This window comes from Microseira sp. BLCC-F43 (genome assembly GCF_041929235.1).
GTDB lineage: Bacteria > Cyanobacteriota > Cyanobacteriia > Cyanobacteriales > Aerosakkonemataceae > Microseira.
In genome coordinates, this window is record NZ_JBHFNP010000343.1 from 78,885 (window position 1) to 104,429 (window position 25,545).

Here is a 25,545-nt window from a genome sequence, read left to right on the forward strand (position 1 = left end):
TAACTTGAAAGGAAAAAACCATGACTTTATCGACATACGAACGGGAACTGTTAGCAGAATTGGAAGCAGAATCCGAATACGAAAATGAATGGGAAAGCGAACTCGAAGGTGATTATTTCTTGGATGACGTGAAGCAAGTAGCACAAAGGGTCTTCCCCGAAGGGACAAGAAGGAGGCAGCTAGCCTTAACCACTGCGAGAGGGGTATTACAAGGAGGATTGCCTGCCTTTACCGGAATCGTAGGAAATAGGTTTGGTGGAAACAGGGGAGCGGTTGGCGGTGCAGCCATCGGCACCGCTGTAGGCGATTATCTCTCACGTCAATTACCGGATCGAGAATTTGAAGATGAGTTCGAGTTGGAACTGGAAGCGGAACTGAACCAGAACCAGCAACGCTATACTGAGGCGCTGATGGAACATTTGGGACAAGCCGCCGCCGCAGCGGAGAGCGAAGCCGAGGCGGAAGCGTTTATCGGGGCGTTGCTGCCCCTGGCGGCACAGCTGATTCCTCGCGTTGCACCTGCAATTATGCGCGCTGCGCCCAATTTGATTAGCGGGTTGGCTGCTGCCACCCAGAACTTGCGCCGCAATCCCGATACTCGTCCGCTGGTGCAAGCAATTCCGGCAATTGTGCGCCGCACGGCTGCCAGTATGAATCAGCAACAAGCGCAAGGCGTGCCAGTAACGCCAAAAACGGCTGTGCAAACCTTAGCAAAACAGACTTATGGCGTGATTGGCAGCCCGCAGCGGTCTGTGCAGGCGATTAAGCGATCGCAAGCCATGAACCAACGCTATCAGCAGATGGCAGCTCGCAAGGGTGCCCAACAAGAAGAAGCAGATTATTTTGACAAAAATACCGTGTTAGGAAGCTTCCAACGCGGTCGCCACTGGCAAGGAGTTGATTTTAATATCACCCCAGAACAGGTCTATCAGTTACTAGAAAATGCAACAAGTAGAAGGGGAGAACTAGGCAGAAAAGCCACAGCTTTACTAAATGCAATGGAGAATGGTTGGACGATTGCAGCAGGCGGTCATGCTGGCGGCTTGGGTGGTGGCGGACGTGCTGCCGATCCCAATCCTCACGTCACTATGAGGGCAGATGGTACGACTTACCACTTACAGTATCGGATTAAAAACGGTCGAATGATTTTAATCAACATTACCCCTTAAACCCTGGGGAAATTTTTGGGAGCGATCGCGCGTTGACAAATTACTCAGAAACCCGGTTTCTTAAAGAAACCGGGTTTCTCGTATCAATCTCCCAGTCCCTCAAATGAGTGACACTAATTTAAGCTAACTCAAAAAGGCGACTGTTATTTTACTTATCAACTTAGTTATGTTTGTACCATGAATCCCTTGCATTTAAAAATTGAAAATTAACGTTATGTTGAACGCATAAATTATCCCTCAAGATTGTAATCAAGTCAAAGGAATGGGGTGGTTACCGGACTATCCCGATTTGAGAGACTACACGCCCGAACATGCAAATATTCAGCCTTTACTTGCCCTAGCAAACGCGGCTGAACCGGAAAAAGCAACCCTGCCAACTTCTGTTGATTTAAGAGCTTGGTTTTCTCCAATTGAAGAGCAAGGCCGTCTCGGTTCCTGTACTGCTAATGCTGGTGTTGCGCTGGTGGAATATTTTGAGCGGCGGGCGTTTGGAAAATATATCGATGCTTCCCGACTTTTCCTCTATAAAACCACGCGAAACTTGTTAAAGTGGACGGGAGATACGGGAGCTTTCCTGCGGACAACAATGTGCGCGATGGCGATGTTTGGCGTTCCTCCGGAAGAATACTGGCCTTATAATATTGCTGATTTTGAAAAAGAACCACCAGCATTTTGCTATGCCTTTGGTCAGAGTTATCAAGCAATTAAGTATTACCGTCTAGATCCGCCAGGAACTTTAAAAGATGAACTGTTGAACCGAATCAAAACTAATTTGGCAGCAGGGTTGCCTTTAATGTTCGGATTCACTGTTTACAATTCGATCTCCCAAGCTGGATCAACGGGTAAGATTCCATACCCAACGATGGGTGAAAAAATTAGTGGGGGTCATGCCATTGTTGCCGTTGGTTACGACGACAACATGAAGATTAAAAACAGCAATGGTGGCGGTAAGGAAACCACAGGAGCGTTCATCATCAGAAATTCTTGGGAACATGGGGCGATAAAGGTTATGGTTATCTCCCTTATGACTACGTGTTGAACGGATTAGCTGAAGATTGGTGGTCGCTGATTGAGTCCGAATGGATCAATACCGGAATGTTTGGACTTTAAAGGCGCTGTGATGTAAGATACAGAATCCCGGTTTCGCAGAAGTTACCGGGATGCTCAAGCATAACGATTTTCAGTTTTATTATCTGCACTAACTTATGCTGCCAATATTGTTATCGATTCTTTTAATAGTTACTCTAGTATTAAACAATGTCATCTATATTTTTGCAGAACATCTGGGGTTCGCTGGGTCGGTAAATTCAATCCATTTGATAGGGAGGCGCTTTGTGTCAGAATTAACGCTCGCACAGGCAGATAATGGCAAGTCGTTTGCGGTACGCCCTGGGGATGCGATCGCAATTCGCCTGCCAGAAAACCCGACAACGGGCTATCAATGGGCAATCGACCAAACCAATAGCGAAATTATAGAACTGTTAGAGTCAGTTTTTTCCCCTGGGTCAGAAACCGCAATCGGTAGTGGGGGAGTGCGAATAGTCAGATTTCGCGCCAAAACACCTGGTACTGTCCAGATTCGATTGAAAAAATGGCGTTCTTGGCAAGGGGATAGTTCGATTGTGGAACGGTTTGAGGTGACGATCCAAGTGAGAGAATAAGGAATTGGCTTCAAACTCTTATGTGTTGCGATGACCATCACGATCGCTCTCAATTTAGACCACCTGAACAATTTGGATCTGTCGCCTGCGGTGACGGTAGTGGAAAAACTGCTTAAGGAGGGTGCGATCGCATCTTCCGAACAGCAACTGCGCTTTGATGTTGACTATCCCCGCGAACCCCAAGATCCGCGAGAACTCTCAGAAATTCCAGAAGTGCGCCTGTGGTTTATTCGTCTCGATGCCAAATATCCTTGGTTGCCATTTTTACTCGATTGGAAAGCGGGGGAACTCCCCCGCTATGCTGCTATGCTAGTACCCCATCAATTCAGTAGAAAAGAAGGCATCCAGTACAACCCAGAAGCGTTAGAAATTTTCGTGATGCAAAAGCTTTTTGTATTAATGAACTGGATGCAACAGCAGGGAATTGAAAGCAAATCTCGCCTCAAGGCGATGGCGCAGATGCTGGGTTACGAATTCGACGATGTTTTATTTGAGTTGATTGGTAAAGGGTAATTTTAGATTTCAGATTTTAGATTTTAGATTTCAGATTTTATGGAATTAAAGTCTGAAATCTGCTGTTTACCAATTACCAATTACCAATTACCAATTACCAATTATCAACAAATCCTCTCTAAGATTTCTTCTCCCAGGGATGACTTGCCGAAACGCGCCCAGCGTCCCTGTGCTTTGTACCCTTGAATTTCGTAAGCGAGAGCGAACAGATTACCCCCTCCCCAGCAGACAATCAACCAATCGTTGGTACGCAAACCAACGCCTTGATATTCTATTCCCATCGACCAAGTAAGTTGATATGTTTCGTCTAACTGAATAATTTTCAGTTCACCCTGGTAATTTCCACTTTTTAAACTTGTGCCATTGATTTTGTAAGTCCCCTCAAGTTGCCCAGGGGTTCCGTTGACCGCTGTTTCTGAGTCAATCACACCTTGATTCGAGGGACTAATCCACTTGCCGTCGAGAGTACCGTCAGGGTTGATTTTATAAAGGGTAATGCCGTAGTTATTATCAAAGGCGCAACCAGCGAAAATATAACCATCCTCAACAAATGCCAGACCACAGTAATCACCGATAGTGGTCAACCAAGACATGGTATAAATTTTGCCCATGGGATGGATTTGCACCGTACCTGAGTAGGGTGTTCCAGTGGTGCTTTTTGCTGATGCGATCGTCCAGGTTCCTTCTGGGCTAGTTTTCACTTGGGAAATGTTTGCTTGTGCGAGCATTTCAATTGTTGTTTTGAGGTGGTTCTATTTCTAAGGTACCCATTTGCTGAAAAATCCAATCAACGGCGACGGCTAAATCTGGGGCAATATAATCGGGGCGGGTGTGGTGCTGATATGCGCCAGATAGTACGCTCGATCCATACCCGGTTTGGACTAAAATTCCCACACAACCTGCGTTGTGTGCCATATCCACATCGGTTGCTTTATCCCCGACGACGAAACTTTGGCGCAAGTCCAAGTCGTGTTCCCAAGCTGCTGCTACCAGCATCCCGGTGTTGGGTTTGCGCCAAGTACTCCAACGGGTAAATTCTGGATCTGTTCCGCCTTCGGGTGGACTGAGATAGGGGCAGTAATACAGGGCGTCTAATTTAGCACCTGCTTCGGCGTGTAGCAGATCGCACAAACGCCGATGCAGTGCTTGTACGTGGTTATCTCCGTAGTAACCCCGCGCCGGTCCCGATTGGTTAGAAACCAGACAGCAAAATATTTGTTGGTCATTTAACTTTCGCACGGCTTTGGCGACACCTGGTATCAGATGCAAGTCTTCAACCTGGTGAATGTAACCTGCTTCGATATTGAGGACGCCATCGCGGTCTAGGAATACAGCTGGTTTGGTCATTGGTAATTGGTAATTGGTAATTGGTAATTGGTGATTTTTTTCAAGGTAATTATGGTGATTTTTTCAGTATAATGATTTACGCCAAAATTTAAGCGCAGCGCGCAGGCAATTTTTCCTCAATCGTAGACAGCGAGAGCTTTTGAGCCGTTGTCATCAATTGTCCCCGGTGCCGATCGCAGGCGGAAAACTTTCCCTCGTGCCAGGTGAGCTAATTTCAATTCTTGTATGAACCAACCTCCAAAGCGCCATGGGACAAGCACCCGAACCGCTAATAAATTCGCCCTTTTTCTCTCTTGAACTCCTTTGATTTGGAGCCATGCCGATCCCAGAATGGAACTTGCGACACGAGACGTGAGCTTTGGTTGGCTTACCGCTTTTTGTCCCCCGGCGCTGGCTCTTGCCATAGAGCTGCGAGCAATATTTCTCATCTAAAAAACTACACAAAAGGCGGGCGCGAAAGTTCTCAAAGTTTGTCAAACCATAATCTTGACGCATAATTAGTTTAGCTTTATTGTTTGTTTAATTACCAGGGTTAAATCAGTTAATTTAACCCTGATTATTGACATTTTTTAGATTAATTCTTCCCTTGATTACGGCGACTTTATGATTTTTAGTTAATCTGCAATTGCGGGAACCAGTCTTTAGCCGGAAGTTGCCCCCTGCGGGGCAACTTCCGCTTAAAAAGCCCAATCATTCACTTTGACGCTTCTGCCACTGTCTATGTGACAGTTGAGGGTGCGGAATGTGGGATTAATTTCCGGGCGGGATGCGGGATTATAACCCATTGGTATCGGCAATCAAATATAAGCCTAAAGATAGGGTATTTTTCCCGGCATATCGGACTAGGCTGATGTTTAGTCACTTGATTGAGGAAAGAATCATGCCTAGCGGACATGCCAGTCATAAAGGAACTTCAGCCAAACCGAATACCAACACTAACGGTAGCATTGATATGGCTGATGACCTCGATCAAAGCCCGGAGGAAATTCTTGGTGAAGGAGTTGATGCGAGAAGAGCCAGAGAAGAAAGCTTGAAAAATCCTGCTGCAACTCAAAGACCAAATCAACCAAGTAAATAGGTAATGGGTAATTGGTCATTGGTACTTGGACTAATGATGACGAAGGGCGGGTTTATTTAGACTGTCTGTTGCCAAAATATTTGGTCAAACCCGCCCCTAGAAGACTGACTAATGACTGATGAGAAAAACCGATAGAAACTATGGCTGAAACCGTACTAATTACAGGTGCTTCCCAAGGCATTGGTAGAGAAACATCGCTGCTATTTGCCCGGAAAGGATACAATCTTGTGCTGGCGGCGCGCCAGCCTGAGCGATTGGAAGCTTTGGCGCAAGAAATCCGAGGAATGGGAATGGATGCGATCGCTATCCCCACCGATGTCCGAGATCCCGACCAAGTAAGCGCACTCGCTCAATTCGCGCTCGCACATTATGGCGCCATCGACGTGCTAATTAACAATGCGGGCATTTATATGTTAGGCCCAGTCGATAAATTTTCTCTAGACGACTGGCACGCAGTTATTGACACAAATGTTTGGGGCTATATTCACACAATTTATGCCATTTTGCCTCATTTTTTAGAGCGGGGAAAGGGAACAATTGTGAATGTAGGTTCGATTGGCGGTAAGGTTCCCATTCCTTATCAAACGCCATACACGGCTAGTAAATATGCCGTAACTGGCTTAACGGAAGCACTGCACGCGGAATTAGAACCCAAAGGAATTCGAGTTGGCGGCATTCACCCGAATTTCATTAAAACCGATTTAATGGAGCGGGCAATTTTTAGAGGGAAAGATGAGCAAGATGCTCAACAGCGTCACGATTTTGTCGCCAATGCGGTCACTAGTCCGCTATTAGAAACTCCCGCACAGGTAGCAAATGCAATTTGGGATGCAGTTAAACATCACAAATCTGACGTGCTGGTAGGTTCTGCAACAATCTCCAAGACAGCTTATAACTTTTTCCCCGGTTTAATGCAGTGGGTATTCCGGCGCACTTTCGCCATGCGAGATAGCAGTTAGGCTGGCATCTTGGAGCGATAAACTTTGGCGGGCAATACGTCCCACCCCACAAGAAAAATTAATAATTACTCTCTTGTGGGAGGGGCAACTTTGGCGGGCAAGATGCCCACCCCACAAGAAAAATTAATAACTAATCTCTTGTGGGATGGGCGTCTCGCCCGTCCTACACATTTGAGGTGCAAGATCTCAATAGGGAAACTTACGCGGCGGTTTCTTGAGAGTCTTCTTGGTTCAATTGCTCGTCAATCTTGGTAAGAGCGGCATTGATACCAGCTAGTTTAGTTTCCAAATCGTCGCGCATCCATTGCAGGAACTTACGCTTGCGCTCTAGGCGGCTTCTGCGCGACATGGGTTCACCATCGTAGCAACTACTACCCCAGAAGAAAGGAAACATAGTTTTAACCTTGCTTGAAAAATCAACCTATTTAGATTTTGACTAATTTAAAGTCGAGCGTGCTGTAAATTGATGGGGGGAAAACCGACCAAATTTAGCTAGCTGGTGCGAGCGATCGCACGGTCAGAATTTCATCCGCACCCAAGGCAGAAACGGCAGAGATTGGCACGGCAACTACTGCAATCGACTCACCCACGGTGTTATATACCTCCAGGAAGCACCCATCTTCCCCACCAGCGGGATGAGGAACGAAATCAACTAAAGTCGCAATATCACCGGCGCTCAGGCGATGCTCAGGCAAATTGCGAGTTAAAGCAACCTCTTGATATAAATCAAGTTTGACTCACATCTTGCATCAGGGCTAACACCTTAGTTTCTAGCAAATAGCTAAACTTGAAAGCCTAGATTTTTGCTCAAGAAACAAGGGTTTCCAGGCAGGTTGACAATGGTGGCAGATATGAGTTGATAAATATTTGTTCAATCCTAGTATTTATCCTGACAAACCGATTTAGCCACATACCCTCCCAGGGTTAGATGTTACCTCTATTCCTTTGATAGACGTTTGGCAAAACTCGGTTCGTTACCTTGCAAAGGTAAAAGTATAGGCGAAGGAATCATTATGCAACTCAAACCAATCAACGAACAAGTTGTTGTACTTGTGGGTGCTTCCAGCGGTATTGGGCGCGAAACTGCGCTGAAATTTGCCAAACGTGGAGCAAAAGTCGTCGTGGCGGCGCGGAGTCAGGCGGGGTTAGATTCGCTAGTACGTGAAATTAAAAGCTTTGAAGGCGATGCGGTAGCTATTGCTGCCGATGTTTCTGATTTTAAGCAAGTTCAAGCGATCGCAAACAAAGCCATCGATGTATACAAACGCATCGACACTTGGGTACACCTCGCTGCCGTGTCGCTATACGCTACTTTTGAAGACACAACTCCAGAAGAATTCAAGCGCGTTATCGATGTCAATTTGATGGGACAAGTTCACGGCGCAATGGCGGCATTACCCCACCTCAAACGCGAAGGACGGGGGGCGTTAATTCACATTTCCTCAGTCGAAGCTAAGCGCGGGTTTCCGCTGCAAAGCGCCTACGCTGCATCAAAACACGGCATCAATGGTTTTGTAGAAGCTTTGCGCGTCGAATTAATGCACGAAAAAGCACCCATCAGCGTGACAGAAATTATGCCTGCTTCTATCAACACGCCGCTATTTAGCAAAGCGCGTACCAAAATCGGCGTTATGCCTCAAGGCGCACCCCCAATTTACGAACCGAGTATCGTCGCCGATGCTATTTTGTATGCTGCCGAACATCCTACCCGCGATATTGTAGTTGGGGATGCGGGTAAAATCATCGTTACGGCGCAAAAAATTGCACCCCAATTGCTGGATTCTTTTTTTGCGATTAGCGGTTTTGAAGCGCAGAAAACAAAAGAACCAAAATCAGAAGATGCGCCCGATAATTTATACCAACCTATCTCAGGTTACGACACCGTGTCAGGAGAATTTCGCTTACGCACCCAACCGAGTTATTCCGATTGGTTGGATCAGAATCCGCAATTGAAATGGGGTGCATTAGCGGGGTTGGCTTTGGGTGCGATCGCTTTATTCGGAATGCCCAAAAGCTAACTTTAATTAACCAGCGTCACTCGTTCCAAGGCAAGCTCCTTGGAACGCCATCCTGGAGGATCTGCCTCCGTTACCTGGAAACAAGGGAATAATATGCCAAAAAGCCAGCGTTCAACTCAGGAACAAATCCATAAAATTGCTCGGACTAAATTCGGTTATGAATTCCTAAGATCCGGACAAGAAGCCGCTATAAACGCCATACTAGATGGTAAAGATACTCTAGCAGTAATGCCAACGGGTTCGGGAAAATCTGCTATTTATCAAATTGCTGGAAATTTGCTCGGCGGCACGACTATTGTTATCTCACCTTTGCTAGCTTTACAACAAGACCAGGTAGAATCAATTCAAAACCGCGATGCAGGTGGAGCGGCTGTAATTAATTCTACCATAACAACTGCCGAAAGGGAAGAAGCATTTGAAAATTTAGAAGCAGAAGAAATCGAGTTTTTATTTCTAGCGCCGGAACAATTTAATAATCCAGAAACCCTGGAACGCTTGCAAAATTCTCACATTTCGCTATTTGTAATAGATGAAGCGCATTGCATCAGCGAGTGGGGTCACGATTTTCGACCCGATTATCTCAGATTGGGTGGGGTAATTGAAGCGTTAGGTCATCCCAGAATCTTGGCGCTAACAGCGACTGCTGCACCGCCGGTGCGAAAAGAAATTATCGAACGTTTGGCAATGCGCGACGCTGAAGTTATTGTAAAGGGATTCGACCGTCCTAATATTTGGTTGGGAGTGGAAAGATTTCAGGATGAAGCGGAAAAGCAACAAACTTTAATTGAGCGAGTGCTGCGCGTCCAAAAACCGGGGATTGTCTACGTCGCTACTAAAAATAAAGCGGAAGAAGTAGCAACTGCACTCTTGCATAAAGGCGTTAAGGCGATTTTTTATCACGCTGGTATGAAAGCAAAGGAACGGGAGGAAGCTTTTTGGGCGTTTATGAATGACGAGGCGGAGGTAATTGTTGCTACCACCGCTTTTGGCATGGGTGTAGATAAACCAAACGTGCGGTTTGTTTTTCACCACGATATCAGCGATTCGGTTGATTCTTATTATCAAGAAATCGGCCGGGCGGGACGAGATGGAGAACAAGCAAAAGCGCTGTTATTTTACTGGGAAAAAGACCTGAATATCCGCCGCTTTTTGGCGAGTTCGGGAAAAGTAGATGTTGAGCAGGTAGAACAAGTCGCAGCAACGATACAAGCACAAGATGAACCGATTAACCTCAAAGATTTAAAAGAGCGAACCGAACTTTCACAGGCAAAACTAACAACCGTTATTAGTCGGTTAGAAGAAGTGGGAGTGGTAGAAACATTGCCGACGGGTGAGGTAGTTTCCTGCGAGGAAAGTATCGAAATTGGCGATGCAGCAAAAGGCGATTAGGGCGCAAGAGAATTATCATAAATTTGTGCGATCGCGTTTAGAAATGATGCGCGGTTACGCCGAAGTCCGCGACTGTCGCCGCAAGTACTTGCTCAACTATTTTGGCGAAACTCTAGAACGTACCTGCAATTTATGCGACAACTGTCAAGCGGGAATAATTGTACAAGATGATGGTAAAAAGAAACCCTTCCCTCTTAACAGTCACGTCGTGCATACATCCTGGGGTAAAGGAGAAGTCATGCGCTACGAAAACGATAAAATAGTTGTTTTGTTCGACAAAGTTGGGTATAAAACTTTGGGAGTCGAGTTGGTGCTATTACGGGCTTTACTCAAGCGCATTGATTAGACCCGTAATATCATGTCCGGTTGCATCGCTAGCGTCAGCAAAGGAAGGGTTTATATATTCTTGGCGTTGCTAGCAAATATCTCTCGTAAAACCCGCCCCTACAACATCAAAAACTTCTTGGCGTTCTACCCTACGGGAAGCCGCTGCGCGTCTATGGCGTCTTGGCGGTTCATTTAAAAACGGCGTCATGGCAGCGGATTTGGTATGACTTGGTGGAATACAGTAGTTGTCTATTAGACCTCTTCCACAAGTATCAAACCCGCCCGGAAATAAATTTCCGTTGCTCATATCTCAAGTCGGTTAAAACCGACTAAATGCAATGAAACCCGTCCGTTAAAACGGACGTTCGCTAAAAGCCCTAGTAATTTATTACCTGGCGGGTTTGATACTTTTGCCAGCGGTCTTAACCCAAGCGCCCCTAAAATTGCTGGCGTTCATCCAAATAGCGGGACAAGGCACGATCGAGGCAGGGAAGCAGTACGCCGCGTTCGCTACCCAGAACGCTGTAGGATGGATGCACAGCAGCTAGATTAAGCTCACGCACCGGACGCGGTTCCACGTAACCCGTACTGATGCCAGCTTTTTTAGCGGCGAGAATTGCCAAGTCAGACCGTCATCAACCACGAACAATGCAACGTATTCACGATTACAGGTTTACTTAACATAAAACAAATCCTTTTGGTAGAAGGCAAACCCATTCTTCAGTTAGACGGTGAGCCGAATAATAACAGTTACTTTTTTAGTAAAGACACCGCTGGGAGTTTGTACGCGGTAGATTCTTTTGAATCGCCAAGCTAGAGCCATGTCCTCGCAAGTGTCAACACTGCCTTTGTTTTCTGCGAGTACAAACTCCCAGTTTATTTCTAACATTCATAGGAGGATGATAAATTATGCGGCTCAATATAATGTCTAGACCCAAGTATGACAAGAATCAAACCGTATCTTTTATTGGGGGTATAGGAACGATCAAAAACTACAAACCAGATTCAAATACTTGGAATTACGCGGTAGAAATGGAAATGGGACCAGAACCGTATTTTGGCAGGTTAGGCAACGAAACAACTGTCCTACTCCATGAAGCAGATATTACAGGTGCGCTGAATTAACCTCCGCCTCCAGGTTAGAATAAAGCGACACATTCCCACCAAAGACAGATTAAAGTTATTGATTAACCTGGCACCGATTAAAGTAGGGCAGGCAATGCCTAACCTACTATTGGCGAACTCAGCCAAGGAGTAAATATGAAAGCATCTTGGATAATAATTGGAGCCATAACCTTTTTAATCGCGCTAGGGAGTGCCTTGATTAAACCCCGCGATATCTCTTGGACAAAACGTTTAGACAGACCAAAATGGCTATTTTTTGAACCGGCAATCCCCTTGATCTGGACTTTTATTTTCGCCTGTGGAGCAGCCTCAGCGGCTATCGTTTGGGACAAAGACCCAGGTAGTTTTACAACTTGGGTAATCATGAGCTTTTACCTGATAGTCGAAATCGTCACCGTTGCTTACATTCCTGCTACCTTAAGGCTGCGGAGTCTCACCGTTGGCACTGTTCTAGGCATACTTGGCGTAATCTTTGGAATTCTGGTGACACTAACAGTATGGCCTATTTCCGGATGGGCGGCTTTGTTGTTGGTTCCTTATTTAATTTGGACTCCGATTGGCACTTATACCACTGGGCAGATGATTGACCTCAATCCCGATGCTGCTTAAGGCAGAATGATATTGTAGGGGCGGGTTTTACAGGCAATCTATCTCTAATACGAAATCCGGTTCGATAACCCCCTTTTTAAACGAACCGCCAAGACGCCATAGACGCGCAGCGGCTTCCCGTAGGGTAGAACGCCAAGACGAAGAGGAAGAAGATAAGAGGGGTTGTCATCCGGATTTGCAAATATCTTATCTAAACCCGCCTCGATCAGGTTGCAATCCACACATTATATAAGTCCAAAGAACGAGGGTTGATTTGAAAAACTTACCTCGCTTGAAAGAGCCAATCGCCCGTTCTACTTTTTTAGACTAAGGTTGTCAGGCAAAAGTTTTGATAAAGCTTTGGAGTTACCATGTCTCAAGCTCAAGAAAACGAAATTAGGCAACCCGTTAGCGTCGATCATCACAGCAAAGAAGAACCAACCGTTAAAGAAAGAAATTTAACCGCCAATCCGGGGGATAGAATTGCCGACGAACCTCAAACAATTGAAGAAAAAGCTAAGCAAGTCGCTGTAGATGCTCCCGATATTACGGGCGACCATATTAAAGTGCCTACCTATTTTGTTGTAGAAGAACCCGATGGGACGAAAAAGGCACTCCACCACGTAAAAGACGCAGAAGAAATCTCCGATGTAATTCGTCAAGCACGAGTTGACGAAAATGGCAATCGGATTTGGTGGTAATTAGTTAATAGACTTCTGGCAAAAGTATTTGGGGCGTCATGTCCTTAGGCAACGGTTGTGTAACTGCTAATAGCTAATCGCTAATGGCTGCTGTCTGGCAATTAGCAATTAGCAATTAGCCATCCATACACTACCGATGCCTAAGGACATGATATTATTGCTTTTTTCGGCTAATCATTGCTCTCGTGTTTCTTTTGCAAGGCATTAATTGCTTTGAGTATCAGAACGCAGCTAATGCTGTGGGTAATAGCGCTATCCATTACCATTTGTCCCGCTACATTTAAGGGAACTTTGACGTTTTTTATCGTTTCCGTTCCCGTTCTTTTTGTTTTGGTAAATGTTAACTCTTTGGCTAAAAATAAATGGGCGGGACAGTGGAAAATTGAAGTATCTACATCGACGACGCCCAGTTCAATCCATTCTTCAGCTTGGATACCTTGTGCTTCTAAAAGTTCGCGTAGCGCTGCTTCAACGGGTGTTTCATCCCGCTCAATTGTACCGCAGACGACTTCAATACTTTCTTTGCCCAGGGCATAGCGAAATTGTTGAATCAGGTATACAATACCGTTGTTATCTAGTGGCAGAATAGCAACCCCCGGTTTCATCTCAACGGTGGCATACCTGCCAGACTGCCCATCGGGTTGAACAACTTGGTCTTCTCGAACGTTTATATATGCGTTGTCATATTTATCAGAAGTTTCTTGGATTCTCCAAGCGCCGTCCTTTTGTTCCATCATAAGGTTGCTTGCTATAGTTGGGGTAAATTCCTTCAATTAAACGGTAAAAACAAAACTAAAAAAGTTTTGTATTATACATTTACCATTTTAATTATTTACTTAAAAATTAGCTATAAAATAATCCAAGTTATCTAAAAAAAGAACAACTCGGTTAATAACCGAGTTGTTCAATTAGTGCGACTACGGCTACTATTTTTTAGCGCGGTGAAGTGGGAATCACTTCTGGGTTATCGTCTAGGGAAAGCAGGAATTGGATTAAATCGGTTTGATCCGAGGTGGTGAAACCTGCTTCTGGGTCAACCCAATAGTTGTGTCCGCTACCGTCTACATTGGATAAAAGCAAATCGGGATTGGCGCGGTTGTTGGCGATCGCACTTTTCCTCAACTTCCGATCCACCAACACGCGCAAACTCGCCTCCGGATCGGGTAAAATCCCGCGCATTAACGTGCCTGCCAGACCGATTTCGTCGGATTTGGCGACGACGAAGCGCTCGCTCCTCTCATCCATCTCAATCGCCTCCGCACTCGCCGCCACGCCACCATCGTGCAAATAAGGCGCAGTTACGTGCAGTCCGATCAAACTGGGTACTTTATATCCTCCCGCCGGATTATTAATTCCAAACGCAAGTTGCTGTGCTTTCTTTGGTGTAATCTCCGTCGGGACGGGTAATTCGGGCGCGTTGGGGGGTACGGGCGCTACGGCGCTACTCGGATAGGTCATCGGATAGGTGAAAGAACGCGCGATCGCTGCTAGGGTAGGGGCGCGGGATGGTTGCGTACCGATTTCATTTTGCGGGATGACATCGTGGTTGGTGAAATAGCGTCCGCTGTGACAATCAACGCACCCGGCGCGAAAGAACACCGCCCCACCTCGCTCCACCGACTCGCTATCGGTAGAAAAATTGGGCGGCGGTGCCAAAGTATTCTGCCAAGCAGACATGGCATTGAGTTGTTTTGCCACCGGAAATTTGGGAGAATTTGCCATCAATCCATCGAGCATAAACGGCGAACCTTTCGGATATCCGGGCATCCGAATCACTTCGTTGAGTGCAGGTTCACCCGGTGTCGGATCGTTTTGAGCAAAAAATTCAGAAGGTTTTGCAGCTTCTGGCAACCGAAAAGCGGGATTGGCGGCATTTTGCAAAATTACGCCCAAATAAGTTTCTTTATCGATGCCTAGGGTTTGCCAACTACTATCTGCCCCAGTGGTAGCATCCGAGTTGGTAGCGTGGACGTTGCTATTGAGCGTTGTCAGTCCGTGAAACCAACCAATCGCAGAATGTCCGCTCCAACCATAAGGCCAAGCATCAAAAGTATAGGAAGATGGATTTTGGGAAGGATTATTTACCAAAGTTCCAGTAGAATCGAAATTGCCCGGAGGCCAAGTTAAAAATTGTGCATCGACGGCATCTTCTAAAGTTTTAATATCTGGTAAGCGAGATGCATTTCCTTTGGCGTCAATATAAGTTCGATCTCCCGGCGGAATTTGGAGCGGATTAACACTTGTATGGCGAAACATTGCCGCTGAATTAGAGGCAAATGCCAGTACTAAACCGGGGTTGATATCGTTATTTGGTGCGCCTTCTAAAATGCGTCCGGTTTTTTTATCAACCGTGGCGTGGCACATGGCGCAGGTAATGCCAACTCGCACTTTCCCGTGCCCGATGGTGGGACGAATTCCCAGGGGAATAGCTAAACCTGCTGCCACGTCTAATCCCGTATTCAATAACGTGCCTGCTTTAAATGTGCGTCCGCCAATCGTGATATCTTTATCGAGGGGAACTTGCAAATTTGTGGTAGACTTGCCCCCAAGGCTGGCGATGGCGCGCGTCATACTCCAAATATTAATCGGGCCATCCAGGACGCCCACCACATCCGTTAGAAATATTTCATTCTTAAAAGTTTCCCCGTAAAATGCCCTGCGCCCCAGAGTCAGTAAATCTTCCGTCACCTCCACCGCCCCATTTTCAGGCAATAGTAATGCGCGTCCTTCTTCGGTTTGTTTTAGTCGCGTCGCCTGCTGTTTATCAATCGGGTAGCCTAACACATCAAACGAGCCGATTTCTTGCGGTGTCGGCTGGGTCAATGGCGTAAAAGTACTGCCAATGCTTGGCGTTACGGAAAAGGCAATTTCAACTTGGTAAGCTAAGAATCCTATGACAACAATTAAGGCAAGCAAAATCGCAATCGGACGCAATTTCATAGATTTTTTGCTAATTGCTAATGGGTAATAGGTAATAGGTAATGGGTATTCTATTATATACAATTACCAATTACCAATTACCAATTCCCAATTTTCTTAACGACTGCCAACGGGTTGCCCTTCGGTTGTGGCAATTTCGCCTGCTTCGATTATTTGCTTGAAGCGGCGCAAGTCGTCTCCAATTTGTTGTTCTGGTTCTTCGCCAAAAAGTTTGGCAACCGTTGCGCCAATTGCGCCACCCGGCGGGTTATATTCTATCACTACTTTGACTTCGGTACCGCGTCGGGCTGGTGCGGGTTGAAACCGCACAAAACCAGAGTTATCAATATCTGCACCTTCAACCGACGCCCAAGCAATTAAACGGTTTTCTTGGTCGTTGATAATTTCTGCATCCCATTCGACGCTATTGCCTAGAGGGGCGTTGGCGATCCAATGCGATCGCTTCTCATCATACACCTTTACGAACTTAAGATGCTTCATAAATCGGGGCAAGTTCTCGAAGTCGTGCCAGAAGCGATATAGTTCTTCTGGCGATGAGTTAATCGTTACCGTCTTTTCTACTTTAATGGTTTGGTTGATATCGGTTGCTTCTTTTTGTGCAGTCACACCGCGATAAACTAAACCCCCACCAGCTAGTGCCATTAGCGCACCGCGTAGAGATCTTTGCGATAAACCATAAAGCACGAGTGCGCCACCGCCAATTAATGAAGCCCAGTTGGCGGTATCGCCCTTATTGCTTGGCGTTTCCCGTTTGACAATATCTGATTGTGTGGTTTCCATTTTTTCATCCTCATGGGTGCTGCGCGCAACGCCAACGTTATAAATCTACTGTCATCAATCTATATCTGTTACTTTTTTTGCTCGTCTGTCTGTAGGTACATGCCAAGAGTTGTAGCCGTCGTATCATGATAAATCCTGCGTCGCGCTTACTAGGTTTGTTATTAAGTTAATACTTTAGATAGATGCAAAGCTTTTGGATTATTCATTATATTTCGGCGGTTTGAGACTGGCAACCGGGTTAACCATAAAGTCGCTCGCTTGGTAGAGGGCAATATAAATATTAAACGGTAATGTACTTGTAAAACAAAAATATCTTTGTATAGGATTATCTTGGTTCATGCGATCGCTTTATGGATAAAAACCACAATCAACTGGGAAATTTGATCGTTGCTGGGATACTGCTGGGTATGGGCGCAGCCGGATTTTTTGATGGAATAGTTTTGCACCAAATCCTGCAATGGCATCATATGCTAACCAGCGTTCGACCCGCAACACCCATGCCTAATTTTGAAGTAAACACCTTTTGGGATGGCTTATTTCATGCTTTTGATTATGCGCTTACTGTAGCGGGTGTAATATTCTTGTGGCGCGCCGCGTCCGATCGCAACACTCGCTTATCTTTAAAAACTTTTGTTGGGTCATTGCTCATCGGTGCAGGGTCGTTTAACTTGATTGAAGGTATTATCAACCATCAAATTTTGGGTATTCATCATGTCAAACCTGGCCCCAATCAGCTAGCATGGGATATCGGCTTTCTTGCCCTGGGTGTAGCGCTGGCAGCTATTGGCTGGATTTTGTTACAAACAAAACAACAGAACGCCACAACCTAATGCTAAAAAGTAGTCATAAATGGCAACCCGGCAAGAAAAGAAGCGACGCAAGTCCAGATATAAAAGCCTTCGAGATCTTCTTGCTCAAGGGCAGATCCCATTTGCACGATTGAGAAAGGAAATAATAACAGCAGCAGCAGCAGAAGAACGGCGGATTCTGAAGCAGACATGATTGCACCTTCTATATTATTTAATCTAGATTTTGAACGTTCAATCTCAGCAGTAACTCTCTCCATAGGTAGAATGATTTTGTTTTCCATCATATCAATTCCGGGGGCATCGATTTGCGTATTTGAATACAACAGATCGCTAAAATAAACCCGCCCCCACCGCGATAACGAAGCAAACGGACATGATATTATTTTAAAAATTGAAACATCGCCTGTAACAAAGGAGAGTGAAATGAAAGGGGACTTTATAGAAAAGCAAGTTGCTTGGGAAGATTGCAGCATTTCTTATTTCCAAGGTGGGAAAGCTTCGATGGCATCTCCCATACTGTTTTTACATGGCTGGAGCGTAGGCGTTGAACCTTATCAAGACAGCTTAAATAGCTTAGCTCAGCGTTACCAAGTTATCGCTCCTTATTTACCAGGCTTTGGAAAATCAAAAGCTCCTAACTGCGTTCAAGATTACAGCGACTATGCTGAGGTGATGATAGATTTTATCAACATTTTAAAATTGCCAAAAGTTCATGTTATTGGACATTCGATAGCAGGAGCTATAGCCCTAGCATTAGCAGCCTTAAAACCGTCGCTTGTCCGCAGTATCACAATAGTTGATAGTACGGGTATTCCTCTGGGTTCCCCTGTAGAGGTATTGTTGAAAAGGGCAATTGAAATGCCCGCACAAATGGGGCAAATGAAGATTGATCCTGTGCTTGAGATGTTTAAAAGTGTGTTGTATAACAGCTTATTCAACCCAGACAAGGTTATCCAAGCAGCATGGGTGGCAATAGAAAAAGATATCAGACTCATTTTGCCCAAAATTGAATCTCCCTGTTTAGTTTTGTGGGGAGCAAACGATCTGCTGACGCCTCTTCCATTTGCTCAAGAGTTTTCCCAAGGGATAAAAGGTGCCAAACTGCTAGTTTTGGATGGAGTATACCACGAATGGATACTGTTTTTCCCCGAAAAATTTACGGTGATTGTATCGGATTTTATTGATGAAATTGAGCGGGAATCAGTTAGTAACTCAAGCGGTAATTGGTAATTGGTAATTGGTAATTGGTAATTGGTAATTGCTAATTGCTCCCACAGGTCGTAATTCTGCCTGGGAACGCCATTACCAGTACCGCACCAACCCGCTTTTTCTAAGTGCCGAAGACAGATTTTGCCGTTGATTTAAGGGCATTGCCAGCATCAGCGAACTTCTGAGCAATTGGGTGCTGAGTTTGCCAGAAAACGCGAGCGCAATTGCGCCCCGGCATTCCGGAAATTGACCCGCCTGGATGAGTTCCCGCCCCGGTAAAAAATAAATTTTCAATCGGGGTTTTATAGTTGGCTAATTCCGGCAAGGGGCGGAAGAACATCATCTGATCGAATGTCATATCGAGGTGATAGTAATTGCCTTTCAGGAAACCCAAACGCTCTGCGAGTTCGGCAGGACTTTCTACATGACGGGCAATGATAGATTTTTTGATATTCGGTGCATAATCTGCCAATTTATCGATGACTTTATCTGCGACTTTGTGCTTTAATTCGTCGGTCCAACCCGTGCCGTTTAATCCCGTACCTTCTGCACCTTTAATTTGATAGGGGGCAAAAAATTCGATCCACAGGGTATGCTTGCCTTCCGGTGCTAGCGTCGGATCTACGATTGTAGGCACGACGGCAAACATAGAGGGATCGTCGGGAATTCTGCCAATGTCTGGATCGGTGTGAGCTAATTCTACATGGTCAACCGAGTCGGCAATTAAAATAGCGCCGGTGAGATATTCGTCTTTATGATTGTGATGTACAAAGCGAGGAAGTTCCGATAAAGCGCAGTCAATTTTGAGGATGCTTTCGTTATGATTAACGATGCGACGAGAGATGCGATCGCGCAACTCTGGATCTGCCCCATCCACATCGCTTTCATCGATTAATTGTAAAAACAAACGCTTAGCATCAATACTAGAAATCACACCGCACTTTGCTCGATATTCCTTACCATTCGCCAGTCGAACCCCCACCGCTCGATTATTATCTACCAAAACTTTTTTAACTTGTTGTTCGGTGAGGATGACTCCGCCTTGACTCATAACTAATCTCACCAATGCCTGCGTCAATGCACCAGTGCCGCCCCTTGGTCTAGCAGCGCCAGGATTGTGACGCATTGCCATCATAATAGAACCAACCGCACCCGTTTTTTGAGAAGGAGGTAAACTGAGTTCCGATGCTTGACGCGCCAAAGGAGCTTTGACAAATTCTTCATCAAAATACTCGTTTAATAAATCCATCGGACTGGTGAACATTGTCCGCACCAAGTCCAATATTTTATCGGGGGGACCCATCAAAGAAAAAAAGTCTTTAAGCTTTGCCCAGTCAAAATTTCCCGATATATCAATTAACGATTTTGGCGGCGCGTTGAACATGGGAATCAGCATCCCCAAAACCCGCTGCCAAAAGTCTATAAATTCAGCGTATTTACGCGCATCTCTGGGACTATACCGGGCAATTTCAGCGCAAGTTTGCTCAACCGAACGGTAACCGAGGAAATATTTCCCATCCGGATGGGGACAAAAAACAGTGGGGTCATAGAAAAGATATTCCAACCCATATTTGTTTAGCTCCAGTTCTTGAACAACTGGTCCCAAGTGAATAAATATGTGGTCGATAGCGCAAGGGTTAAATTTAAAGCCAGGATCTGCTTTTTTTAAGCTTTCTTCTGTTGTTGAACCACCCCAGGAATTGCCCGATTTTCTATTAATAAAACCCTATAGCCAGCCTTTAGTAGGTAAGCAGCACAAACTAGCGCATTGTGTCCTGCACCAATTATTACAACGTCGTAAACTTCCATGTTTGCAAGACTTGTCAGAAAAACACCGCTTCTGTCAAAACATTAACCTTCACTTGTTTACTTAACTTCTAACCCAAGATGGAATATAAAATTTAGGTAAATTTGTAGTTAAAAAATGTAGGGTGCGTTAGCGATAGCGTAACGCACCATTTTCTTAATCAATCGCCGACAATGGGATTCGCCCTTTGGGCGTTCGCTCTACTCGTGCGATCAGCATATCTGCGCGGAATCGCGCGATGAAGCTAGGTTACCAACCGGCGTCACTTGTTGTTTTAACGGATAGGTATTGTTTTTGACTTGCTGCTCAAGTTCTTCGATAAATTGGTAAAGATCTGCCAGCAATTTGTCAATCGTTACCGTTTTATCAACTTCAGTATCTGGTTCGACTTTCATGTTTCCCCCCACAGTTTTAGCACCCTGATATTCCAAATTTTATTGACCCTTGATCCCCAAATCGGTAGTGTCTTTATCCCCATTTAAAAATTCTTTCCTACTCTCAGGCAGAGGTTGAGCGAGATTGAGCTTTTCTCGGATGTTATCAGCCGCATTTTTGAGTTTTTCTCTGGAATTTTCAATCAGGTCGGGTTTTTGATTTCCATCAGCTTTGGCATAAGTCGGTAGCCGCTCCTTATCGGGATCGACGGCATAAGAACTGCTGTCAATTGTTAGCAAGGGTAAAGCATGAGCTGGCAAAGGATTCCCAAAGCCAAGAGCAACATTGATTAAAAACGCAGTTCCTACGATAACTGTAGTTAAAATTGCGCGGGCTAGAACGCTTTGTAACCTGGAAATTATTCGATTCATAGATTTTTCCTCATTTTGGTAAGTAACTCAAGTTGCTAGTTAATAGTTGTGACAGCGGTAATTGGTAATTGGTAATTGGTAATTGGTAATTGGATTCATTGGCAGTAGGGACCGCTTTAACGAGAGCATCACCAAAGTTTCGACCTAGATCTCTTTCCTTGCTCAACAATTTTGCACAGAAACCCGGTTTCTAGCAGGTAAAACCCGCGCTTACTCTTGACAATTACCCATTACCCATTACCCATTACCCATTACCGCTTCAGGGTTACTACAAGCCTGGTTTCAACAGGACTTTGATGCAGTTGTCTTTTTTGTGCTTAAAAATTTCAAAGCCGTGTTTCGTTTCGTCTAGGGATAAGCGATGGGTAAAAACTTGGGATGGATCGATTTCACCTTCTAAAACTCGACCCAGCAACATCGCCATGTATTTCTGACCGAACATTTGCCCCATTTTGAAGGTCAAGCCTTTATTAAAAGCTGCACCCATCGGGATTTTGTCTACAAAACCACTGTAAACACCCATGATAGAAAGAGTGCCGCCTTTGCGACAAGCTACCATCATTTGTCGCAGTACGGTAGGGCGATCGGTTTCTAATCTTACCGCCTGTTTTGCTTCGTCGTAAAATCCTTCTAAACCCATGCCGTGTGCTTCTAATCCTACGGCATCAATGCAGGCATCGGGGCCACGTCCGCCGGTCATTTCTTTAAGTGCTTCGCCTGCATCAATTTCTTCGTAATTAATTGTTTCTGCATGGGCGAATTCTTTAGCCATTTGCAGGCGTTCTGGAACTCGGTCGATGGCGATAACTCGTTCTGCACCTAACATGTAAGCGCTTTTCATCGCGAATAATCCCACCGGGCCTGCACCCCAAACTGCTACGATATCTCCGGGTTGAATATCGCACATTTCTGCCCCCATGTAACCCGTGGGAAAAGCATCGGAAATAGGCAGTAATTTTTCATCCGGAATGCCTTCGGGAACTTTGATTGCACCATAGTCGGCAAATGGTACGCGCACGTAGTCGGCGAAAGCACCTGCATAGCCGCCAAAGGCATGGGAGTAGCCGAAAATGCCCGATGTGCCAAAGCCGTAAATTTTATCTTGCATCCAGGCGTTGGGGTTGGAGTTATCGCACAGCGACCACATTTGTTGCTGACAAAACCAGCATTGACCGCAGCCGATAATCGAAGAAACAACCACGCGTTCGCCTTTCTTTAACTGCTTGACTTCCCTGCCAATATCGACGACTTCTCCCATAAATTCATGACCGATAATGTCACCTTTTTTCATTGTGGGAATGTAGCCGTCGTAAATATGCAAATCCGAACCGCAAATCGTTGCCGATGTGATTTTTAAAATGGCATCTCGCGGGTTGACAATTGTTGGATCGGGTACTGTTTCAACCCGCACATCGTTCGCCCCATGCCAGCAAACTGCTTTCATTTCTTTCTCCTTTTTTGATGGGTTTTACGGTATTAGCTTAGAGCCATAAACCGGGTTTTTTAGTATAGATAAACCCGGTTTATTTGTGGTTTTACGGTATTAGCTTAACCAACCAATCTGACAAACTCGGTATTACTAATTTACCAAAATCACCATAAATGCGGTTGTATCCATCAATTGGCTCGAATAAATTATCGGGCGCATCTTCGGATTTTGGCTCGTTTGTTCGCTGTCCCGCAAAACTGATTAGCAGTAACAAATTATCCACGAGTGGCGGCGAAACTCGTTGTAATGCATCCAATATTCTGCCCACATCTCCAACGATAAAATCGCGAATTGGATGTTCGGCGGCGTAGAGGATAGCATCGGTAACCAATCTGGGGTCATAATAGGGCGGTATTCCTGTAGGTTTAACGCCTAGTTTGGTGCGAACTTTGTTGTAGTAGGGGGTGTTAATTACCGCAGGGCGTATGGTCGTAACGCTAATAGGAATTTTTTCGTGCATCAGTTCGACGCGCAAAGATTCGAGAAAGCCTTCTAAAGCATGTTTGGCGGCGGAATAGGGGCTTTGCAGCGGCAAACTGCGCGTACCTTCCATTGAGGAAATACAGATTAATGCGCCGCGTCCTTCTTGTTTGAGATAAGGTAGTGCTGCCTTTGCCCCGTATACTTGCCCCATCAAGTTGACATCGATAACGCGCTGAAATTCTTCTGGGGTTATCTGATCGAACATGGCGAGGACGCCGGTAGCGGCGCAGTGTACCCAGGTATCGAGTCCCCCGTATGCATGGATGGCCTTGTCGGCGATCGCATTTACTTGCTCGAAATTCGCCACATCCGCAACAACTGCCACCGCTTCGCCGCCAATGCTTTGAATCTCCTCTACCAACGATTTCAATCCTTGTTCGTTGCGAGCAGCAACGACTACTTTTGCACCTCTACTGGCAAACTCAAAAGCTGTTGCGCGCCCGATGCCGCTGGAAGCTCCAACGACTGCAACAACCTGCCGATCGATCCGCTTTAATTCCATCATCAATACTTCTCCAAAACCTTAATTTTTGTCGCGATTTTTGGCAATTTTCTAATTTTTAGAATTAGCGCCGACCTTAGTTCCCTGACCAAGAAGACGCCCAGACAAAGGAGTTGGGGAAACGCTAAGAGTGCTCCATTCTCAAGAGCGAAGCTCCCGCTCCGATCCTCCTGAATTTAAACGCGCTAGAAACAGAAAATTGTTCAAAGTTGGAATCCCCTCCCTCCTACCATGTGGTGTCCCCGCGTCCTTAGTGTCCCCGCATCCGGTGCATCCTCTTCAATAGCCTGTTCCACTAATCTTTTCAGATATAGGTATGCTTGTTCTGGCGTCAGGGGTTCGGATTCGTTTTCCTTGGGAATGTAAAATTGCCAGCTATCGGCAAAAACCCGGACGACAAAACTCTGGATCAATCCTAACTTCACAGCTTTTTTAGCAAGGTTTTCGGCTGTTTCTGCTAAAGTATATTCGTCGCAGAAATCATACTGGTTCTTCATTTATTTTTGTTTGACAATTAGCCGGTTTTTATCGCCAGGAATGGCGAAGGGTTTCCCGGACAGTTTAAAGTCGGGAGCTATGGAACATTGGTTTAGTTGTCTTCATTAGTTACATTAACGATTGCTGTTTACTCTAACTTCTATCGGAAGAAAGAGAAAGTAAGCAGCCCCTGGATGTCGGTCCTATGCTTTTTGCCAGAGTAGGTGTTGCTTAACAAATTCACGACTTACGCAAAAAAACAAGGGGCGATCCGAAAAATCCTGGGTTTAATTGTAGAGACGTTACATGTAACGTCTCTACTAGAGATTGACGCATCACCTTTGTTTTTGGCGCAGGGTGCGTAAGTCCTAAACTTATTTGTCGTCCCAACACATTAATGTCGTTGAGGCTAAAATCGCTGGAATGCTTACGCAGTAAGTATTATAGCTGTTTAAACTCAAGCTACCGCTCGGCTTTAACAAATTCAGGACTTACGCAAACACCAAAGTTTCTATGAAAAATCGTCGGTTTGGCAACGAGAGATCCTAGCAAGAAACTTTGGTGATAAGATCGTCGTGCCTAAGTTCTAAAATTATTTTTATTTATTTAAAATATTAATATGTCATCTTTTACAGCAGATGGGATAATATACTCCTAGAGTAAGTACGTTTGTTCTGAATTACCGGATGGCGTACTGAGTTATACAGTCGCTATACTTCTTGATCGACAAGCCATCGCACCACTGTCGTATTTATTCACCTTCCTGTTGTTATAAAATCGCTTCAATATCCCGTGCGGCGTGCAGAACTCGCACGATTTCAATGTAGTCATCAAAAGATAAATAAAAAATCAGATGCTTCTCAAATCCCTTAACTGACCACTTCCGCAAGCCCTCTAAACGAGGATTAGTTACTGGATAAGACCGACCCATCCCTGGCATTTGGGCTAATCTAGCACAGGTCTGACGTACTGCATCAAAAAATCGCAAGGCTGCATCTGAGTTGTTCTGGGCAATGTAAGCAAAGTGTTCGTCTATATCTTGGCTTGCCCTTGGCGTGATGACAATGCGTTTGGTCATTCCTGAGTTTCCTGAAGTCCTTGCATCAACTGAGTGCGTTTTTGCTCCCACCAATCATCTGTCGCTTCTATCGGGTCGCCACTATCCAAACCTTCCAGTAATAATGCCTCAACTCGTGCAGCTTTGGCTTGTTCTTGCAGAATCAGGTGCAGGATGTATTCCGAAGCATTGCTGTAACCTCCCTTAGCGACTTGTTGCTCGACAAACGATTGAATTGTCTCAGGAAGCGAAATATTAAGCGCGATCATAACTCTTTTACTGATTCAATAGTTCAGGGTTATTGTTCGGAT

General features: G+C 45.3%; 33 protein-coding genes and 1 pseudogene. 14 read left to right on the plus strand and 20 right to left on the minus strand.

The window, feature by feature from the left end; all coding sequences use genetic code 11:
- Positions 1 to 20: 20 nt before the first annotated feature.
- The 4 genes from ACE1CM_RS45310 to ACE1CM_RS45325 all read left to right on the plus strand — a co-directional run bounded on the left by ACE1CM_RS45310 (position 21) and on the right by ACE1CM_RS45325 (position 3,343).
- Positions 21 to 1,169, plus strand: coding sequence for a hypothetical protein (locus ACE1CM_RS45310; protein ID WP_374886146.1), 1,149 nt, complete (start codon positions 21 to 23; stop codon positions 1,167 to 1,169).
- Positions 1,170 to 1,431: 262 nt separating this feature from the next.
- Entirely contained in the window at positions 1,432 to 2,208 is a 777-nt protein-coding gene (locus ACE1CM_RS45315) for a C1 family peptidase (RefSeq protein WP_374886147.1), read from the plus strand.
- Positions 2,209 to 2,503: 295 nt separating this feature from the next.
- Positions 2,504 to 2,830: a protease inhibitor I42 family protein gene (locus tag ACE1CM_RS45320; protein ID WP_374886149.1), complete on the plus strand. Its 327-nt coding sequence runs from the start codon at positions 2,504 to 2,506 to the stop codon at positions 2,828 to 2,830.
- A gap of 30 nt (positions 2,831 to 2,860) precedes the next feature.
- Complete coding sequence (locus tag ACE1CM_RS45325; protein WP_374886150.1) at positions 2,861 to 3,343, plus strand: CRR6 family NdhI maturation factor; 483 nt, start codon at positions 2,861 to 2,863, stop codon at positions 3,341 to 3,343.
- A gap of 104 nt (positions 3,344 to 3,447) precedes the next feature.
- Here ACE1CM_RS45325 and ACE1CM_RS45330 read toward each other — a convergent pair whose 3' ends face one another.
- From ACE1CM_RS45330 to ACE1CM_RS45340, 3 genes are all read right to left on the minus strand, one after another.
- On the minus strand, positions 3,448 to 4,071 hold the full coding sequence (locus ACE1CM_RS45330) for a hypothetical protein (RefSeq protein WP_374886152.1): 624 nt from the start codon (positions 4,069 to 4,071) through the stop codon (positions 3,448 to 3,450).
- A gap of 1 nt (position 4,072) precedes the next feature.
- Complete coding sequence (locus tag ACE1CM_RS45335) at positions 4,073 to 4,690, minus strand: D-glycero-alpha-D-manno-heptose-1,7-bisphosphate 7-phosphatase (RefSeq protein WP_374886153.1); 618 nt, start codon at positions 4,688 to 4,690, stop codon at positions 4,073 to 4,075.
- 116 nt (positions 4,691 to 4,806) lie between these two features.
- Positions 4,807 to 5,094, minus strand: coding sequence for a hypothetical protein (locus ACE1CM_RS45340; protein ID WP_374886155.1), 288 nt, complete (start codon positions 5,092 to 5,094; stop codon positions 4,807 to 4,809).
- A gap of 476 nt (positions 5,095 to 5,570) precedes the next feature.
- Between ACE1CM_RS45340 and ACE1CM_RS45345 the strand changes: the two genes are divergently transcribed.
- Together ACE1CM_RS45345 and ACE1CM_RS45350 are read left to right on the plus strand one after the other, a co-directional pair.
- Positions 5,571 to 5,768 carry a hypothetical protein gene (locus ACE1CM_RS45345; RefSeq protein ID WP_374886156.1) on the plus strand — a complete coding sequence of 66 codons (198 nt, stop codon included), beginning with the start codon at positions 5,571 to 5,573 and terminating at the stop codon, positions 5,766 to 5,768.
- A 140-nt stretch (positions 5,769 to 5,908) separates the two neighbouring features.
- The gene (locus tag ACE1CM_RS45350) at positions 5,909 to 6,727 is read left to right on the plus strand and encodes an SDR family NAD(P)-dependent oxidoreductase (RefSeq protein WP_374886158.1); all 819 of its coding nucleotides are present in this window, start codon (positions 5,909 to 5,911) and stop codon (positions 6,725 to 6,727) included.
- 199 nt (positions 6,728 to 6,926) lie between these two features.
- Here the strand turns inward: ACE1CM_RS45350 and ACE1CM_RS45355 are convergent, their stop codons facing one another.
- Together ACE1CM_RS45355 and ACE1CM_RS45360 are read right to left on the minus strand one after the other, a co-directional pair.
- The gene (locus ACE1CM_RS45355; protein WP_374886160.1) at positions 6,927 to 7,121 is read right to left on the minus strand and encodes a hypothetical protein; all 195 of its coding nucleotides are present in this window, start codon (positions 7,119 to 7,121) and stop codon (positions 6,927 to 6,929) included.
- Positions 7,122 to 7,215: 94 nt separating this feature from the next.
- Positions 7,216 to 7,440 (minus strand): annotated as a pseudogene (locus tag ACE1CM_RS45360) (DUF4926 domain-containing protein); the annotation flags it as partial.
- Positions 7,441 to 7,740: 300 nt separating this feature from the next.
- On the opposite strand from ACE1CM_RS45360, the gene ACE1CM_RS45365 reads away from it, so the two are divergent.
- The 3 genes from ACE1CM_RS45365 to ACE1CM_RS45375 are packed head-to-tail and all read left to right on the plus strand — an operon-like array spanning position 7,741 to position 10,480.
- Entirely contained in the window at positions 7,741 to 8,745 is a 1,005-nt protein-coding gene (locus ACE1CM_RS45365; RefSeq protein WP_374886161.1) for an SDR family oxidoreductase, read from the plus strand.
- Positions 8,746 to 8,784: 39 nt separating this feature from the next.
- The gene (locus tag ACE1CM_RS45370; RefSeq protein ID WP_374886163.1) at positions 8,785 to 10,134 is read left to right on the plus strand and encodes a RecQ family ATP-dependent DNA helicase; all 1,350 of its coding nucleotides are present in this window, start codon (positions 8,785 to 8,787) and stop codon (positions 10,132 to 10,134) included.
- Positions 10,115 to 10,480 (plus strand): RecQ family zinc-binding domain-containing protein, encoded by a 366-nt coding sequence (locus ACE1CM_RS45375; protein WP_374886200.1) that lies wholly within the window; start codon positions 10,115 to 10,117, stop codon positions 10,478 to 10,480. Before ACE1CM_RS45370 ends, ACE1CM_RS45375 begins: the two co-directional genes overlap by 20 nt.
- Positions 10,481 to 10,549: 69 nt before the next feature.
- Here ACE1CM_RS45375 and ACE1CM_RS45380 read toward each other — a convergent pair whose 3' ends face one another.
- Both ACE1CM_RS45380 and ACE1CM_RS45385 read right to left on the minus strand, forming a co-directional pair.
- Entirely contained in the window at positions 10,550 to 10,768 is a 219-nt protein-coding gene (locus tag ACE1CM_RS45380) for a hypothetical protein (protein WP_374886164.1), read from the minus strand.
- A gap of 130 nt (positions 10,769 to 10,898) precedes the next feature.
- Positions 10,899 to 11,084, minus strand: a complete 186-nt coding sequence (locus ACE1CM_RS45385) for a hypothetical protein (protein ID WP_374886166.1) — start codon at positions 11,082 to 11,084, stop codon at positions 10,899 to 10,901.
- Positions 11,085 to 11,370: 286 nt separating this feature from the next.
- Here ACE1CM_RS45385 and ACE1CM_RS45390 point away from each other — a divergent pair, with 286 nt between their 5' ends.
- The 3 genes from ACE1CM_RS45390 to ACE1CM_RS45400 all read left to right on the plus strand — a co-directional run bounded on the left by ACE1CM_RS45390 (position 11,371) and on the right by ACE1CM_RS45400 (position 12,875).
- Positions 11,371 to 11,586: a hypothetical protein gene (locus ACE1CM_RS45390; RefSeq protein ID WP_374886167.1), complete on the plus strand. Its 216-nt coding sequence runs from the start codon at positions 11,371 to 11,373 to the stop codon at positions 11,584 to 11,586.
- A 135-nt stretch (positions 11,587 to 11,721) separates the two neighbouring features.
- Positions 11,722 to 12,195: a TspO/MBR family protein gene (locus tag ACE1CM_RS45395; RefSeq protein WP_374886168.1), complete on the plus strand. Its 474-nt coding sequence runs from the start codon at positions 11,722 to 11,724 to the stop codon at positions 12,193 to 12,195.
- A 350-nt stretch (positions 12,196 to 12,545) separates the two neighbouring features.
- Entirely contained in the window at positions 12,546 to 12,875 is a 330-nt protein-coding gene (locus tag ACE1CM_RS45400) for a hypothetical protein (RefSeq protein WP_374886169.1), read from the plus strand.
- 170 nt (positions 12,876 to 13,045) lie between these two features.
- On the opposite strand, the gene ACE1CM_RS45405 is transcribed toward ACE1CM_RS45400, so the two are convergent.
- The 3 genes from ACE1CM_RS45405 to ACE1CM_RS45415 form a co-directional block, all read right to left on the minus strand.
- Complete coding sequence (locus tag ACE1CM_RS45405; protein WP_374886170.1) at positions 13,046 to 13,612, minus strand: NUDIX domain-containing protein; 567 nt, start codon at positions 13,610 to 13,612, stop codon at positions 13,046 to 13,048.
- A gap of 196 nt (positions 13,613 to 13,808) precedes the next feature.
- Positions 13,809 to 15,815 carry a hypothetical protein gene (locus ACE1CM_RS45410; protein ID WP_374886171.1) on the minus strand — a complete coding sequence of 669 codons (2,007 nt, stop codon included), beginning with the start codon at positions 15,813 to 15,815 and terminating at the stop codon, positions 13,809 to 13,811.
- Positions 15,816 to 15,911: 96 nt separating this feature from the next.
- Positions 15,912 to 16,595 (minus strand): SRPBCC family protein, encoded by a 684-nt coding sequence (locus tag ACE1CM_RS45415; RefSeq protein WP_374886173.1) that lies wholly within the window; start codon positions 16,593 to 16,595, stop codon positions 15,912 to 15,914.
- 350 nt (positions 16,596 to 16,945) lie between these two features.
- Here ACE1CM_RS45415 and ACE1CM_RS45420 point away from each other — a divergent pair, with 350 nt between their 5' ends.
- Complete coding sequence (locus ACE1CM_RS45420; protein ID WP_374886175.1) at positions 16,946 to 17,425, plus strand: DUF2243 domain-containing protein; 480 nt, start codon at positions 16,946 to 16,948, stop codon at positions 17,423 to 17,425.
- Positions 17,426 to 17,427: 2 nt separating this feature from the next.
- Here ACE1CM_RS45420 and ACE1CM_RS45425 read toward each other — a convergent pair whose 3' ends face one another.
- Positions 17,428 to 17,688, minus strand: coding sequence for a hypothetical protein (locus tag ACE1CM_RS45425; protein ID WP_374886176.1), 261 nt, complete (start codon positions 17,686 to 17,688; stop codon positions 17,428 to 17,430).
- A 139-nt stretch (positions 17,689 to 17,827) separates the two neighbouring features.
- On the opposite strand from ACE1CM_RS45425, the gene ACE1CM_RS45430 reads away from it, so the two are divergent.
- On the plus strand, positions 17,828 to 18,634 hold the full coding sequence (locus ACE1CM_RS45430; protein WP_374886177.1) for an alpha/beta fold hydrolase: 807 nt from the start codon (positions 17,828 to 17,830) through the stop codon (positions 18,632 to 18,634).
- 100 nt (positions 18,635 to 18,734) lie between these two features.
- Here the strand turns inward: ACE1CM_RS45430 and ACE1CM_RS45435 are convergent, their stop codons facing one another.
- The 9 genes from ACE1CM_RS45435 to ACE1CM_RS45475 form a co-directional block, all read right to left on the minus strand.
- Positions 18,735 to 20,219 carry a phytoene desaturase family protein gene (locus tag ACE1CM_RS45435; RefSeq protein WP_374886178.1) on the minus strand — a complete coding sequence of 495 codons (1,485 nt, stop codon included), beginning with the start codon at positions 20,217 to 20,219 and terminating at the stop codon, positions 18,735 to 18,737.
- A gap of 59 nt (positions 20,220 to 20,278) precedes the next feature.
- Complete coding sequence (locus ACE1CM_RS45440; protein WP_374886180.1) at positions 20,279 to 20,422, minus strand: FAD-dependent oxidoreductase; 144 nt, start codon at positions 20,420 to 20,422, stop codon at positions 20,279 to 20,281.
- Positions 20,423 to 20,632: 210 nt separating this feature from the next.
- The gene (locus tag ACE1CM_RS45445; protein WP_374886181.1) at positions 20,633 to 20,851 is read right to left on the minus strand and encodes a hypothetical protein; all 219 of its coding nucleotides are present in this window, start codon (positions 20,849 to 20,851) and stop codon (positions 20,633 to 20,635) included.
- Positions 20,852 to 20,854: 3 nt separating this feature from the next.
- Positions 20,855 to 21,226 (minus strand): hypothetical protein, encoded by a 372-nt coding sequence (locus ACE1CM_RS45450; RefSeq protein WP_374886183.1) that lies wholly within the window; start codon positions 21,224 to 21,226, stop codon positions 20,855 to 20,857.
- A 268-nt stretch (positions 21,227 to 21,494) separates the two neighbouring features.
- On the minus strand, positions 21,495 to 22,670 hold the full coding sequence (locus ACE1CM_RS45455) for a zinc-dependent alcohol dehydrogenase (RefSeq protein ID WP_374886184.1): 1,176 nt from the start codon (positions 22,668 to 22,670) through the stop codon (positions 21,495 to 21,497).
- 91 nt (positions 22,671 to 22,761) lie between these two features.
- Positions 22,762 to 23,703 (minus strand): SDR family oxidoreductase, encoded by a 942-nt coding sequence (locus ACE1CM_RS45460; RefSeq protein ID WP_374886185.1) that lies wholly within the window; start codon positions 23,701 to 23,703, stop codon positions 22,762 to 22,764.
- 200 nt (positions 23,704 to 23,903) lie between these two features.
- Positions 23,904 to 24,197, minus strand: coding sequence for a hypothetical protein (locus ACE1CM_RS45465; RefSeq protein WP_374886186.1), 294 nt, complete (start codon positions 24,195 to 24,197; stop codon positions 23,904 to 23,906).
- A 749-nt stretch (positions 24,198 to 24,946) separates the two neighbouring features.
- Entirely contained in the window at positions 24,947 to 25,255 is a 309-nt protein-coding gene (locus ACE1CM_RS45470) for a type II toxin-antitoxin system RelE/ParE family toxin (RefSeq protein WP_374886188.1), read from the minus strand.
- A complete protein-coding gene (locus ACE1CM_RS45475; protein ID WP_374886189.1) occupies positions 25,252 to 25,503 on the minus strand; it encodes a type II toxin-antitoxin system ParD family antitoxin in 252 nt (83 codons plus the stop codon). Before ACE1CM_RS45475 ends, ACE1CM_RS45470 begins: the two co-directional genes overlap by 4 nt.
- Positions 25,504 to 25,545: the final 42 nt, after the last annotated feature.